Annotated in this window: 15 protein-coding genes; 3 read left to right on the top strand and 12 right to left on the bottom strand. The window is 72.2% G+C overall.

The window, feature by feature from the left end; all coding sequences use genetic code 11:
* Positions 1-41: 41 nt before the first annotated feature.
* From HB662_RS22990 to HB662_RS22970, 5 genes are read right to left on the bottom strand one after another with little or no spacing between them, the layout of a single operon-like run.
* Positions 42-332 (bottom strand): hypothetical protein, encoded by a 291-nt coding sequence (locus HB662_RS22990; protein WP_168053287.1) that lies wholly within the window; start codon positions 330-332, stop codon positions 42-44.
* A 28-nt stretch (positions 333-360) separates the two neighbouring features.
* The gene (locus HB662_RS22985; RefSeq protein WP_209443453.1) at positions 361-1,338 is read right to left on the bottom strand and encodes a Gfo/Idh/MocA family protein; all 978 of its coding nucleotides are present in this window, start codon (positions 1,336-1,338) and stop codon (positions 361-363) included.
* Positions 1,338-2,603: an MFS transporter gene (locus tag HB662_RS22980; protein ID WP_342449568.1), complete on the bottom strand. Its 1,266-nt coding sequence runs from the start codon at positions 2,601-2,603 to the stop codon at positions 1,338-1,340. The genes HB662_RS22985 and HB662_RS22980 overlap by 1 nt, the downstream gene beginning before the upstream one ends.
* A 6-nt stretch (positions 2,604-2,609) precedes the next feature.
* On the bottom strand, positions 2,610-2,960 hold the full coding sequence (locus HB662_RS22975; RefSeq protein ID WP_168053282.1) for a hypothetical protein: 351 nt from the start codon (positions 2,958-2,960) through the stop codon (positions 2,610-2,612).
* A 22-nt stretch (positions 2,961-2,982) separates the two neighbouring features.
* The gene (locus HB662_RS22970; RefSeq protein WP_245185847.1) at positions 2,983-3,483 is read right to left on the bottom strand and encodes a P-loop NTPase family protein; all 501 of its coding nucleotides are present in this window, start codon (positions 3,481-3,483) and stop codon (positions 2,983-2,985) included.
* Between the two features lie 107 nt (positions 3,484-3,590).
* Between HB662_RS22970 and HB662_RS22965 the strand changes: the two genes are divergently transcribed.
* Complete coding sequence (locus tag HB662_RS22965; RefSeq protein ID WP_168053279.1) at positions 3,591-4,859, top strand: amidase; 1,269 nt, start codon at positions 3,591-3,593, stop codon at positions 4,857-4,859.
* Here HB662_RS22965 and HB662_RS22960 read toward each other — a convergent pair.
* Positions 4,851-5,642, bottom strand: coding sequence for a helix-turn-helix transcriptional regulator (locus HB662_RS22960; protein ID WP_168053277.1), 792 nt, complete (start codon positions 5,640-5,642; stop codon positions 4,851-4,853). The genes HB662_RS22965 and HB662_RS22960 overlap by 9 nt on opposite strands.
* A 112-nt stretch (positions 5,643-5,754) precedes the next feature.
* On the opposite strand from HB662_RS22960, the gene HB662_RS22955 reads away from it, so the two are divergent.
* Both HB662_RS22955 and HB662_RS22950 read left to right on the top strand, forming a co-directional pair.
* Positions 5,755-6,147, top strand: coding sequence for a hypothetical protein (locus HB662_RS22955; RefSeq protein WP_168053274.1), 393 nt, complete (start codon positions 5,755-5,757; stop codon positions 6,145-6,147).
* Positions 6,144-6,956 carry an alpha/beta fold hydrolase gene (locus HB662_RS22950; protein WP_168053272.1) on the top strand — a complete coding sequence of 271 codons (813 nt, stop codon included), beginning with the start codon at positions 6,144-6,146 and terminating at the stop codon, positions 6,954-6,956. The genes HB662_RS22955 and HB662_RS22950 overlap by 4 nt, the downstream gene beginning before the upstream one ends.
* Here the strand turns inward: HB662_RS22950 and HB662_RS22945 are convergent.
* Genes HB662_RS22945 through HB662_RS22920 form a run of 6 tightly spaced genes read right to left on the bottom strand, consistent with a single transcriptional unit; the run spans position 6,940 to position 12,982 of the window.
* The gene (locus HB662_RS22945; RefSeq protein WP_168053267.1) at positions 6,940-8,157 is read right to left on the bottom strand and encodes a methyltransferase domain-containing protein; all 1,218 of its coding nucleotides are present in this window, start codon (positions 8,155-8,157) and stop codon (positions 6,940-6,942) included. The two genes, HB662_RS22950 and HB662_RS22945, sit on opposite strands and share 17 nt — an antisense overlap.
* A complete protein-coding gene (locus HB662_RS22940; protein ID WP_168053263.1) occupies positions 8,154-9,809 on the bottom strand; it encodes an NTP transferase domain-containing protein in 1,656 nt (551 codons plus the stop codon). Before HB662_RS22940 ends, HB662_RS22945 begins: the two co-directional genes overlap by 4 nt.
* Entirely contained in the window at positions 9,806-10,522 is a 717-nt protein-coding gene (locus tag HB662_RS22935; protein WP_168053260.1) for an XdhC family protein, read from the bottom strand. The genes HB662_RS22940 and HB662_RS22935 overlap by 4 nt, the downstream gene beginning before the upstream one ends.
* Entirely contained in the window at positions 10,519-10,842 is a 324-nt protein-coding gene (locus HB662_RS22930) for an XdhC family protein (protein WP_168053258.1), read from the bottom strand. Before HB662_RS22930 ends, HB662_RS22935 begins: the two co-directional genes overlap by 4 nt.
* Positions 10,839-12,062: a VWA domain-containing protein gene (locus tag HB662_RS22925; protein WP_342449567.1), complete on the bottom strand. Its 1,224-nt coding sequence runs from the start codon at positions 12,060-12,062 to the stop codon at positions 10,839-10,841. The genes HB662_RS22930 and HB662_RS22925 overlap by 4 nt, the downstream gene beginning before the upstream one ends.
* A complete protein-coding gene (locus HB662_RS22920; protein WP_168053255.1) occupies positions 12,059-12,982 on the bottom strand; it encodes an AAA family ATPase in 924 nt (307 codons plus the stop codon). Before HB662_RS22920 ends, HB662_RS22925 begins: the two co-directional genes overlap by 4 nt.

The following is a 12,982-nucleotide window of genomic DNA, read 5'->3' as shown; positions in this document are numbered from 1 at the left end:
CTAAGCCGCGTCGCCCGAGGCGGCAAGGTGAGGCAACGGCATCAGCCCCCGGTCGGGGGGCGATCCTCGCCGTGATCGGCCGCGCCGGCCACCGCGCAGCCGCAGAAGGGGCAGCGCGCCAGGCTCGCGATGCGCGGCTCCAGCGCCGGGGGCAGCTTCCGGCCTTCCAGCATCCGCTCCACCTCCGCCCGCAGCGCCGCATGGGCGTCCGGGCAGCCGCTGCCGTAGTCGGCGGCGGTCTCGGCCGATGGCGCCTCGAGCCGGAAGGCGCCCGCCGCGCCCGGGGCGAGCGCGATGGGCAGGCAGGTCAGCAGGGTGCGGCGCTTCGTCATGCGCCGAGGCTACCGCACCCGCGCCAGCCTACGCCACCACGGCGTAGCTGCTGCCGGAGGCGGCGGCGCCGATCATCGCCTCGAACACCGCGACGCCATGGATCGCCTGGTCGACCGGCAGCGGATAGGCCGGGCCGCCGGCGACGGCCGCCGCGAAGGCCGCAAGTTCAGCGGCTTCGATGTCGGTCTTCGGATAGGTCTTCACCCAGGGCTCACCCTCCCGCGGGGTGAAGGACAGGTTCTCATGGCCCTGCAGCACCAGGATTCCCTCGGTGCCGTATAGCGCCACCCGCCAGAAGGAGGGGGTGAGCGCCAAGGTCGCAAAATTCACGGTGGCGCCCGATTCCAGCAGGCCGAGCATCGCCGTGGTGTCGTCGATGGTCTTCGAGACCAGCGCATGGCTCTGCACCGTCACCTGCCGGAAGCGCCCGGCCAGGTGGATGATCATGTCGATCATGTGGATGCCCATGCCGCCCATGCCGCCCAGCGGGCTTTCGGCGCGGTCCGCCCGCCACATGCCTGGCTGGTAGCCGCGCGCGCCGGGCCCGCTGAACTGGCCATCGACATGCAGCAGCGTGCCGAGGCTGCCATCCGCCAGCATCGCCTTCATCTGCGCCACCGCCGGCAGGAAGCGGCGGTTGTGGCCGAGCGCCATCACCACCCCGGCCTCCCTGCAGGCCTGCACCGCGGCGGCGGCGCTGGCGCGGTCCAGCGTGAAAGGCTTCTCGACGAACACATGCTTGCCGGCGCGGGCGGCGGCGATCACCTGTTCCGCGTGCTGGGCGTGCGGCGTGGCCAGCACCACGGCCTGCACCTCCGGGTCCGCCAGCACGCTGGCGAAATCCGGCAGGATGCGGATGCGTTGCTGCCCCGCCCAGTCGCGCGCCTTGTCCGGGCTGCGGGTACTGCCCGCGACGAAGCGGATCGGTGCCCCCTGCTGGCCCTGCACGCTGTTGACCAGCATCTGGCCCCAGCGGCCCATGCCCACGATTGCCGCGTTCAGCATCACGATCTCCCTGTCTCGCCACCCGGGCTTGCCGGCGGGCCTTCCAACTCGGCTTCCATCCGCCGCAGCCGTGTCATGCCCCAGCCGAACACGCCGAGGAACAGTGCCACGGCCACCAGGGTCGGCCATTGCAGGCCGAACACCTCTCCCGCCGCACCGAGCCCCAGCGCGCCGAGCGCCGGGAAGGCACGGGTGATCAGGCCCCAGAGGCTCAGCATGCGGCCGCGATAGGTCGGGTCCGTCGCGCTCTGGATCAGGGTCTGCACGCTGATTCCGTGCATCGAGGCGAAGCCGCCGATCAGCGCGGCGCACAGCATGCCGAGCGGGAAATACCCCGTCGCCACGAAGCCCACCGTCGCGATCGCCTGCGCCAGCGCGCCGAAGATCGCCAGCCGCGTCACCCCCTCCAGCCGCCCGCGGGAGGCGACCCACAGGCCGGTGATCAGCGCGCCGATGCCGAAGCAGGCGGTCAGCACCGCCAGGCTCTCCGCGCCGCGGCCAAACAGCCGCTCGACGAAGGGGGGCAGGATTTCCTGCACGCCACGCAGCATCAGCGCGCCCAGCGCCGCATACAGCAGCAGCGGGCCAAGGCCGGGGTGGCGCGCGGCGTAGCGCAGCCCTTCCACCACCTCCGCGCCCAGGCTCTTGGACACCGGGTGGCCGCGGCGTTCCTTCGGGTCGACCCGCAGCAGCGCGATGGTCAGGCAGGCGAACAGGTAGCCCACCGCATTGCCGGCGATGGCCGGCACCACGCCCCAGATGGCGATCACCGGCCCGGCGATGGCCGGCCCGATGAAGCGCGCCACGGCGAAGCACAGCGAATTGGCGGCCACCGCGGCGGGCAGGTCGGCGCGGGCGACGATGCCGGGCATCAGTGTCTGCCGCGCCGGCTGGGCGAAGCTGGAGGCGGTGCCGCCGCAGACCTCGAGCACCAGGAGCAGGGCGATGGTCATGTGGCCGCTATAGGTCAGCCCGGCCACTGCCATGGCCTGCAGGGCGATCGCCACCTGGGTCCACATCGCCAGCTTCACGCGGTCCACGCGGTCCGCCATGGCGCCGGCCAGGGGGCTGATCAGCACCGCGGGCGCCAGGTCGCAGAATGCCACCATGCCGACCCAGAAGGCGCTGCCGGTCAGTTCCCAGGCGAGCCAGGACACCGCGATCCGCTGCATCCACAGCCCGGTCCAGGCGACCATCGAGCCGGCAAAGAACAGCCGCGAGTCGCGCGTGGAAAGCGCGCGCGCGAGCGCGTTGGAGGACGCCACCCCGCGTCAGCGGGTGCGTTGCGGCGGGGCGAGAGGGGTGGCCGGGGCCGCCCGGAGGCAGTCGGCGATCAGCCGGTCGCGGTCGATCTGCTGCGCGCCGCGATCCGACTCGACCCGGCTATAGGGGGCGACGGACAGGGTGCCGCGGCTCGACTCGGTCTCGTCGGTGCGCATCTGCTGGCCGCGCTCGCGGTATTGCACCACCCGCGTCGCCTCGGCCCGGCAGGCCTCATAGGCGGCGTCGCGCTGCCCGGGGGGCGGCGGCGGCGGCGCGGAAATCGGCGTCGGCAGTGGCAGGCTGCAACCCGTGAGGCCCAGCAGCAGGGCGGTCAGGGGAAGGGCTTGGTGGCGGGGCATGAAGGGGACTTTCGGGCGGGCGTCAGGCCGGGACGCGGGATGCGGGCAGCGCGCGCGACAATAAACCCCGAAGCGCCTCCGCGTCGAACCTGGCACCGGCATCCAGCGGCATGGCGGCGGCGGCGCGCAACAGGGAAGGGTGCATCTCCACCCCATCGGCCGTGACGGTGAACAATCCGGCCATCCAGCCGCTGCGCCCCATCACCTCGACCAGCGCCAGCAGCCGCAGGCACAGCGCGAGTCCCGGCAGGGTGGCGAGGTCCGCGCGCCGGTCCACCGCCTCGGCCCAGGACCGCGCATCACGGTCGGCGATGGCGAAGACGATGGCGGCACCCTCCGGCCCGCGGAACAGCATGCGCCGCACCGGTCCCCAGCGGCCGGATTGGGCATGCGCGCGCGCCGCATCCCAGGCGCCGAGCAGCGCCGTGGGGCTGACGGCGGGCAGGGCTTCGGGGGACAGCGGGATGGCATAAGACAGGCTGCCGTCTTCGGCGGCGGCCAGGGTGATCGCTTGCTCGGGCATGGTCTTCTATGTGGCATCGGCGAGCGGCTTCGCAAACGCTGCTGGGAGTCTTCGCAAACGCCTTGCGGAGTCTTCGCAAACGCCTTGCGGCGTGGCGTGATGCGCCCATGACCGAACCGAACCGCATGACCGCCACCGAAGCCGCCCGCGCCATCGCCGCCGGCCGGCTTACCGCCACGGATCTGATGGAGGCCTGCCTGGCCCGCGCCGCGGCGCGGGAGCCGGCGGTGCGCGCCTTCATCCACCTCGATCCCGCCCAGGCGCGACGCAACGCGGCAAAGGCCCGGCCCGGCCCGCTCACCGGCATTCCGGTGGCGGTGAAGGACGTGCTGGATACGGGCGACATGCCGACCGGCTATGGCTCGCCGATCTGGGCCGGGCACCGGCCGCGCGGCGATTCGGCGGCGGTGGCCGCGGCGAAGGCGGCCGGCGGCGTGATCATCGGCAAGACCGTCACCACCGAATTCGCCACCCGCAGCCCGGGCGCCACCAGCAACCCGCACAACGCCGCGCATACCCCCGGCGGATCTTCCTCCGGCTCCGCCGCCGCCGTGGCGGATTTCATGGCGCCGATCGCCTTCGGCACGCAGACCGCGGGCAGCATCGTGCGGCCGGCGGCCTATTGCGGCGTGGTCGGCTTCAAGCCGACCTACGGCACCTTCCACCGGGGCGGCATGAAGGTGTGTTCGGAAAGCCTCGACACCATCGGCATCATGGCCCGCAGCGTCGCCGATTGCGCGCTGGCGATGGGCGCCATGACAGGCCGCGACTACCAGGACCCGGAGGCGAAGCGGGACCGCGCGCCGCGGCTGCTGCTCAGCCTGGGCCAGGCGCCGGGCGATGCGACGGCGGAGACGGTGGCGCTGCTGCACCGCGCCGCGGACGCCGCCCGCGCCGCCGGGGCGGAGGTGGTGGAGGCGCCCCTGCCGGATGCCCTGCTGCAGGCGGCCGAGCTGCACCCCTACATGATGAACATGGAAACCCGGCAGGGCCTCGCCTGGGAATATGCCGAGGCGCGGGCGCAGATTTCCGCCGTGCTGCTGGACCGGCTGGACTGGGCCAGCGGCTTCCCGCCGGCCAAGCTCGGCGAGGCGCGACGCGCCGCCATGGCCGCCCGCGCAGCCTTCCTGGACTGGACCGCCGGCTTCGACGCGGTGCTGACCCCCTCGGCCCCGGGCGAGGCGCCGGAGGGGCTGGCCTATACTGGCGACGCCACCTTCAACCTGCTCTGGACGCTGCTGTACGGGCCGAACGTGACCATCCCCGTCGGTACGGGGCCGAAGGGATTGCCGATGGGCGTGCAGCTAGTCGGCCGGATCGCGGAAGACCCGGCGCTGCTGGCCACCGCGCGCTGGGTGCAGGCGGCGCTAGGCTAGCGCCCGCAGGCGCGCGGCCGTTTCGGCATCGGCCGGGTAGAAGGCCTCGATCGCCAGTTCGGACAGCGTCACCTCCACCGGCGTGCCGAAGACGGTGGTGGTGGACAGCAAGGCGAGGCGCCCGGCAGCACTGTCCAGCAGCAGCGGCACCACCACGCCGCCGGGGGCCAGCCCCGGGCTGCTGGGCGCCGAAGGGGGCGGGGCGGGCAGCGCGCGCAGCCCGGCCAGCAGATCGGCCAGCACCGGATCGCCGCTTGCCTCCACCTGCCGGTGCAGCCGTTCCAGCACATGGGCGCGCCACTCGGACAGGTTCGCGATACGCGCCGCCAGCCCGGCCGGATGCAGGCTGAGGCGCAGCACATTCACCGGCGGTGCCAGCAGCGCGGCATCGAGGCCTGCCAGCAGCTTCGGCAGCACCGCATTCGCCGCCACCAGCTGCCAGTGGCGGTCCACCGCCAGGGCAGGATTGGGGGCCTGCGCGTCCAGGATCATCTGCAGCGCCTCCCGCACACCCTCCATCGCCGCATCCTCCCGATAGGCGGGGGCGTAGCCGGCGGCCAGCAGCAGCGTGTTGCGGGCGCGCAGCGGCACGTCGAGCTGGGCTGCCAGGCGCAGCACCATCTCCCGGCTCGGGCTGGCGCGGCCGGATTCGACATAGCTGAGATGCCGGGTGGAAACCTCGGCATCCAATGCGAGGTCGAGCTGGCTGCGGCGGCGGCGCTGGCGCCATTCGCGCAGCAGGGTGCCGACCGGTGGATGGGCAGGCGGGTGGGGGCTGGACATGGCGGCATCCTAGCTCCGTGCCACGCCGGCTTCCCATGACCTCCGAGGTTATCGCGCAGCGGCGCCGGGCGGGTGTTGGGTGCGGGCATTGGATACCAGAAGGAGGTTCCCGATGCCCGACACACCCCTGCTGAAGCTCGCGCTGCTCGGCGATGCCGCCGCCTGCGCCGCCTCCGGCCTGCTGCTGGCGGCCGGTGCCGGGGCGCTGGCCGTGCCGCTTGATTTGCCGGAGGGTCTGCTGCGCGGCGCCGGCCTGGCGCTGCTGCCCTGGGCCGCCTTCGTCGGCTTCACCGGCAGCCGCGCGGCACCTGCCCGCGGCGCGGTACTCACCATCATCGCGGTGAATGCGCTGTGGGTGCTGGACAGCCTGCTGCTCGCGGCCGGCGCGTTCGGCCTGGCGCCCGGCCGGCTGGGCACCGCCTTCATCCTGGCGCAGGCCACCATCGCCGGCGGGTTCACCGCCTTGCAGATCCTGGCCCTGCGCCGGGCGGCGGTGCCGGCATGATCCGCAGCCGCGAGGGCCTCGGCCTGTTTCACCGCGACATCGGCCAGGGCCCGCCCGTTGTCTTCCTGGCAAGCTGGTCGCTGCCCAGCGATTCCTGGTTCCGCCAGATGCAGGCCATGGCCGCCGGCGGCCTGCGCGCCGTGGCCTATGACCGGCGCGGTCATGGCCGGTCCGGGGACCCCGGGCGCGGCTGGGACTACGACACGCTGGCCGATGACCTGGCGGATGTGCTGGCCGCGCTCGACCTGCGCGGCGTCACGCTGGTCGCCATGTCCGGCGCGGCCGGGGAGGCGGTGCGCTACCTGACGCGGCATGGCGGGGCGCGGGTGGCGCGGCTGGCGCTGCTCGGCCCGACCACGCCCCTGCTGGTGCAGCGGCCGGACAACCCGGATGGCATCCCGACCGAGGCACTGGCGGCGCTGCGGGCGGAGCTGGAGCAGGATTTCCCGCTATGGCTGGCGCGGAATGCGCGGGATTTCGGCGGGCCGAAGCCCTCGGAGGCCATGTTGGAGTGGATCCGCGCCCTGGCCCTGCAGGCCAGCCTGCCTTTCCTGCTCGGCTTCCATCGAACCCTGGCGGAGACCGATTTCCGCGCCGAACTGCGCGCGCTGGACCTGCCGGTGCTGGTCATCCAGGGCGATGCGGATGCGACCTGCCCGATCGACCTCACCGGCCGCGCCACCGCGGCGCTGGTGCCCGGGGCGCGGCTGCTGGTTTATCCCGGCGCCCCGCATGGGCTGATCGCCAGCGACCCGGACCGGCTGGCGGCGGACCTGCTGGACTTCGCCCGCGCTACGCCGGCAGGCTGAGGCGCTCGCCGAGGCCCGGCTCGCCGAACCAGCGCACATGCTCCGCCACCAGGTCCATCGACAGCGCCGCGCCGGCGGGAAGGGCGAGCCGCAGCCGCGTCTCCACCGCCTCGCCGGGCGCCAGCGGCGTCTTCAGGAAGGGGTGGCGGCGCCAGTTGCGTTCGGCCAGCGTGCCATCGGGCTTCAGCAGCAGCAGGCCGAGATTGACCGCACCGCGCTGCGCGCCGGAGGGCAGCCAGGTGGCGCTGCCCTGGTTTTCCACCCGCAGCGCCAGATGCAGCCCCTCCGCATCCCGCCGCAGCGACAGCACCCGCAGCCCGGCCACCAGACCCTCCCGCTGCCGGCTGTCCGGGCCGGTGGCGGGGGGCGCGCCGCGATGCAGCACGAACATCCGGAAGCCTTCCAGCACCGGTATCGCCAGGTCGCGATAGGTGTCGGCGGCGGGGCGCGGCGGTGGCGGGCCGCGTTCGAATTCATGCGCGTAGAGCGCCTGGAAATCCCCCAGCGGCAGCATCTGCGGCCGGATGGTGAACAGCCCCACCTCCATCCGCGCGAAGCCCCGGGCCTTCGCCGCGGCCCAGATATCCTGCACGCGGATGTCGTTCTCGATCACGCCATAGCGCCGCATCTCATGCTGGGAGGAGGCGGCACCGGAATGGCGGGGGCCGGGTTCCATGAAGACGGCGCTGCCATCGGGCGCCAGCACGCGGGCGAATTCGGCGATGACGGCGGCCTGGTCCGGCACATGGTGGAAGGCCTCGTGGCACAGGATGCGGTCCTGGCTGGCATCCGCCACATCGAGCCGCAGCCCGTCATAGGGCACGTAGCGCAGCTTGCCGGCGAGGCCCGGATGGTAGCGCGCATCATGCGCCGCGGCGGCGGCCAGCGCCTTGGGCGCGATATCGGTGGCCACCACCTGGCAACCCGCCTGCGCCAGTTCCCGGCCGAGCCAGGCCACGCCGCAGCCGAATTCCAGCACCCGCAGCCCGGGCGAGAGATCCGCCGCCTCCAGCATCGCCCCCAGCCGGGTCAGGTTCGGCCCCACCTTGGCGAGCGGGGCGAAGGGCTTGCGGAAGCTCCAATGCTCCGGCGTCAGGTCGTCATGCGAGGCATCGGCCCGCCGCGCATGTTCCTCCAGCGGTACCTCCGCGATCAGCCGGCGGACATCGATCGGCTGGTCCGCGGTGGAGCTGTTGCTCACCGCCGCGCCGCCATGTCCGGCAGGCCCTTCAGGCTTTCCGTGGTGTCGAAGTCGCGCAGCACCGCGTCACTGGCCATCTCCACCTCGACCAGCCGGTCGGCATGCTTGGCTGCCAGATGGCGGGCGCCGATATCGCCGGTGATGGCCAGCATGTCTGGCAGGAATTCACGCGACCACAGCATCGGGTTGCCCTGCTTGCCGCGGAAGGTGGGCTGCACGATGGCGCGGCTTTCATCCGGGTCGAAGGCGGACATCAGCCGGTCCAGCATCGGGGCGGTGACCAGCGGCATGTCGCCAAGGCAGACCATGATGCCCTCCGCCTCCGCCGGTACCGCTGCCAGCCCGGCCTTGAGCGAGGCAGACAGACCCTCCGCATAGCCTTCCGCATGCGCGAACAGCACGGGGCGCCCGGCCAGCGCCTCCTCGATCCGTTCCCGCTCATGCCCCGTCACGACGATGACGGGCGAGGCGTGCGAGGCGAGCACGTTGTCCACGACGCGCAGAATCATCGGCACGCCCTTGCTGTCCGGCACCAGCAGCTTGTTCAGCGGCGCCATGCGGCGGGATCGTCCGGCGGCCAGCACCAGGGCGCAGACGGTGCGCGCCCGGCGCGGGGCGCTGGTCAGCGGCGGGGTGCGCGGCGCCTCGGCGCGGGGCAGGGGGCGCTGCTCGATCTCCTTCAGCAGGCCGCCGACGCCCATGCCCATGACATCCCGAGCCGTGACCTTGCGGCCGGCGAAGATGCGGGCGAGCACCCAATCGAAGCCGTTCAGCTTCGGGCTGCGGGCACAGCCGGGCAGCACCAGGGCCGGAACATCGCCAACCCGGCCGAGGCAGATCAGGTTGCCGGGGTCCACTGGCATGCCGAAATGCTCGATGGTGCCGCCGGCGCGGACGATCGCCGCCGGGCCGATGTCGCGCCGGTCCACCACGGCGGAGGCGCCGGCGATCAGCAGCAGCTCGGCGCCGGCTCGCTTCAGCCGCGTCAGCGCATCCGCCACCGGCCCTTCCTCATGCCGCACGCGTTCCACCGGCAGCATGGTGCCCAGCAGGGCGCGGATGCGGGTTTCCGTCGCCTCCACCGCGCCTTCCATGACGCTTTCCTTGATGCCGGGCAGCTCCGTCAGCACCAGGCCGACGCTGAGCGGCTGGAAGGGCTGCACCGACAGCGCCTGGCCGACCTTGCGACCGCGCGCGATCGCCTCGACCACCGCCAGCACCCGTCCGGGTACGGCGAAGGGGATGATCTTGATGGTCGCCAGCATCTCCTTCGTGTCGACCACGCTGTGGTTCGGCAGCGTGGCGATGGTGATGCTCTCATCCACCGCATTGATCCGCTCGATCAGTGCGGCATCCAGGGTGAACAGGCCGGGGCTCTCGGCGAACAGGTTCACCCGGCCGGTGGCGGCGCGGGACCGGGCGATGAGCGGGGCCATCAGCGCATCGGCCAGCCGGTCCGCCGCCTCATCCTCCGGCACATCGCCGGATTCCAGGCGGGCGGTGATGACGTCGCGCTTGCCGGCCTCCCGCAAGGTGGCGATCGCCGCCTCGTCCAGTACCGTGCCCTTCTTCAGTACCTTCCCTGTCAGGCGGACGGTGTGGGCAAGGATGGCGCCGCGGGCTTCATCCAGCGGGGTAGGACCGAAATTCATTGTTTTTCCGACTTTGGCCCGCGGGCGGTTTCAGAAGCCGCTCCGCGTCGGCTCTCGACGATCTGGGCGAGAATGGAGACCGCGATTTCCGGCGCGGTGATGGCGCCGATATCGAGCCCGACCGGGGCGTGGATCTTCTCCAGCTCCGCCTCGGTCAGCCCCGCTTCGCGTAATCTTTCCAGACGCTTGGCGTGCGTCCTTCGGCTGCCGAGGCAGCCGATGTAGAAGGCCGGGCTGCGCAGCGCCACTTCCAGTGCCGGGTCGTCCAGCTTCGGGTCATGGGTCAGCGTGACCACGGCGGTACGGCTATCCGGGCCGAGGGCGGTCATCGCCTCATCCGGCCAGTCGCCGGAGATGGCGACCTGGCTGCCCAGCCGTTCCTCGGTGGCGAAGGCGCGGCGCGGGTCCACCACGGTCACGGCATAGCCGAGCGTCGCTGCCATCGGCACCAGGGCCTGGGCGATATGCACGGCGCCGACCACGATCAGCCGCAGCGGCGGGTTGTGCGGGTGGATGAACCAGGTCTCGCCATCCAGCGACACGTTGCGGGCCTTGTCGGCGCGCAGCGCGGCGGCGGCCTCGGCCGCCAGCGCCTCCGGCAGCGAATCCTCGGGGAACAGCATCTGCGCGCCATCGGGCAGGCGGGTCAGCAGCGCCACCGGGCGCTTGGCGGCGCGGGCGGCGTTCAGGCGGGCGAGGAGGTCGGGGGTCATCCGAGCTTCTCGACGAAGACCTTCAGCTTGCCGCCGCAGGCCAGGCCGACCTCCCAGGCGCGGTCATCCGAGATGCCGAAATCCAATAGTTGCGGCGTGCCGTTCTGCATGGTCTGGCGCGCCACATCCGCCACCGCCCCCTCGATGCAGCCGCCGGAGACGCTGCCCTCCATGCGGCCGGAGGCGGTCACCACCAGGCGCGACCCGGCCGGCCGGGGGGAGGACCCCCAGGTTTCCACCACGGTGGCGATCGCCACATCCTCCCCCGCCGCACGCCAGGCGGCGGCGGTGGCCAGGATATCCTCGGACTCAGCGCTCATGCCGCGCTCCTCATTCGCCCGGCGCGCGGGTCCGACAGGACGGAGACCAGGTCGCGCAGGCTCGCCAGATTATGGACCGGGCGGAACTCGTCCACATGCGGAAGCATCGCCCTGATGCCCTGAGATTTGGGCTGGAAGGCCGCGTAACGCAACAGCGGGTTGAGCCAGATCAGCCGGCGGCAGGATTTCTGCAGTCGATCGGTGGCTTCCGACAGGCCGCGCGCGCCTTCGCGGTCCAGCCCATCCGTGATCAGCAACACCATCGCGCCCTGGCCGAGCACCCGGCGCGACCAGAGCCGGTTGAACAGGTCGAGCGAATCGCCGATGCGGGTGCCGCCGGACCAGTCCGGCACCGCATGCGCCACCGCCTCGAACGCCACCTCGGCGTCGCGGTGGCGCAGCGGGCGGGTGACGTTGGTCAGGCGGGTGCCGAACAGGAAGGTGTGCACACGGTCGCGGTCGTTGGCGACCGCGTGCAGGAAGTGGATCAGGATCTGCGCGTAGCGGGCCATGCTGCCGGAGATGTCGCAGAGTGCCACCAGCGGCGGCGGTCGCACCACGCGGCGGCGGCGGGCGATGTCCAGGATCTCGCCGCCCGTGCGCAGGCTTTCGCGCACCGTCGCCCGCAGATCCGTCACCGGGCCGCGCGGGTCGGGGCGGAAGCGGCGGGTCGGGCGGGCATCCAGCGGCAGCACCAGGCGGCGGATTTCCCGCTTCGCGGCGGCGAGTTCGGCGGCCGACATCGCCTCGAAATCGATCGATTGCAGGCGTTCGCGCTCACTCACCGTGAAGGTCATGTCCACCCGTTCCTCGGGCGGTTCCTCCACGGGCTTGGGCGGCTTCGGGCGGTCGCCCTGCATCGCCTCGGCCAGGCGGCGCTGCGCCGGCGTCGGCTTGGCGGGCTCCTTGAAGCCCTCCATCAGCGCCATGGCGGTGGCGTGGCGGGCGGCTTCCGGGTCGCGCCAGAACAGGCCGAAGGCCTGGTCGAACAGAAGGAAGTGTTCCTGCCGGTGCACCATGGTGGCGCGCAGCGCGGCATGGACTTCGCCGCGCTGGCCGAGATCGATGGCGGTCAGCGCCTCCGCCCCCGCCAGGATCTCGGTCGGCCCCACCGGCACGCCTGCGCGGCGCAGCAGTCGGCCGAAGGCGAGCAGATTGCCCGCCAATGCGCCGCCGGGGCCCGCCGGCATCAGCGAAAGAGTGGATTTCGGTGGGATCACGCCGCCCCGACCTGCCTGGTCTCAACCTGCTTCGCCTCGGCCACCAGCCGGGCTGCCTCGGCGCCGCGGATCTTGGCGATGTCGTCCTGGTATTTCAGCAGCGCGCCCAGCGTCTCATCCACCAGCGCCGGCTCCAGCTCCCGCGCATCGAGTGCCGACAGCGCCGCGGCCCAGTCGATGGTCTCGGCCACGCCCGGCGGCTTGAAGGTATCCGCGCCGCGCACCGCCTGCACGAAGGCGACAACCTGGGCGGACAGCGCATCGCCCACCTGCGGTGCGCGGATCTTCAGGATGGCGCGTTCACGGGCGGCGTCGGGGTAGTCCACCCAGTGATACAGGCAGCGACGGCGGATCGCGTCATGCACCTCCCGCGTCCGGTTGCTGGTGATGACCACCACGGGCGGCGTCGCGGCCTTCACCACCCCAAGCTCCGGGATAGAAAGCTGGAAATCCGCCAGGATCTCCAGCAGGAAGGCCTCGAAGGGCTCATCCGCGCGGTCCAGCTCATCGATCAGCAGGACGGCGGGCTCGCCTTCCAGCGCATCCAGCAGCGGGCGGGATTGCAGGAAGCGGCGGTCATAGATGCCGCGCTCCATCGCCGCCCGGTCGGTCGCCTCGCCGCTGGCTTCCGCCAGGCGGATCGCCATCAGCTGCCGGGCGTGGTTCCACTCATAGGCGGCCGAGGCGAGGTCCATGCCGTCGTAGCATTGAAGCCGCACCAGCCGGCGCGGCAGTTGCGCGGCGAGAACCTTGGCGATCTCCGTCTTGCCGGTGCCGGGCTCGCCTTCCAGGAAGATCGGCCGGTGCATCCGCAGCGCCAGGTGGATGGTGGTGGCAAGCTGGCGGTCGGCGACATAGCCGCCTTCCGCCAGCAGGCGCTGCGTCGCGGCGACGTCCGCCGGCAGCCTCACATCGGCCAT

The sequence above is a fragment of the Falsiroseomonas frigidaquae genome, assembly GCF_012163145.1.
Classification (GTDB): Bacteria; Pseudomonadota; Alphaproteobacteria; order Acetobacterales; family Acetobacteraceae; genus Falsiroseomonas; species Falsiroseomonas frigidaquae.
This window is presented reverse-complemented; position numbering and strand designations above follow the sequence as displayed.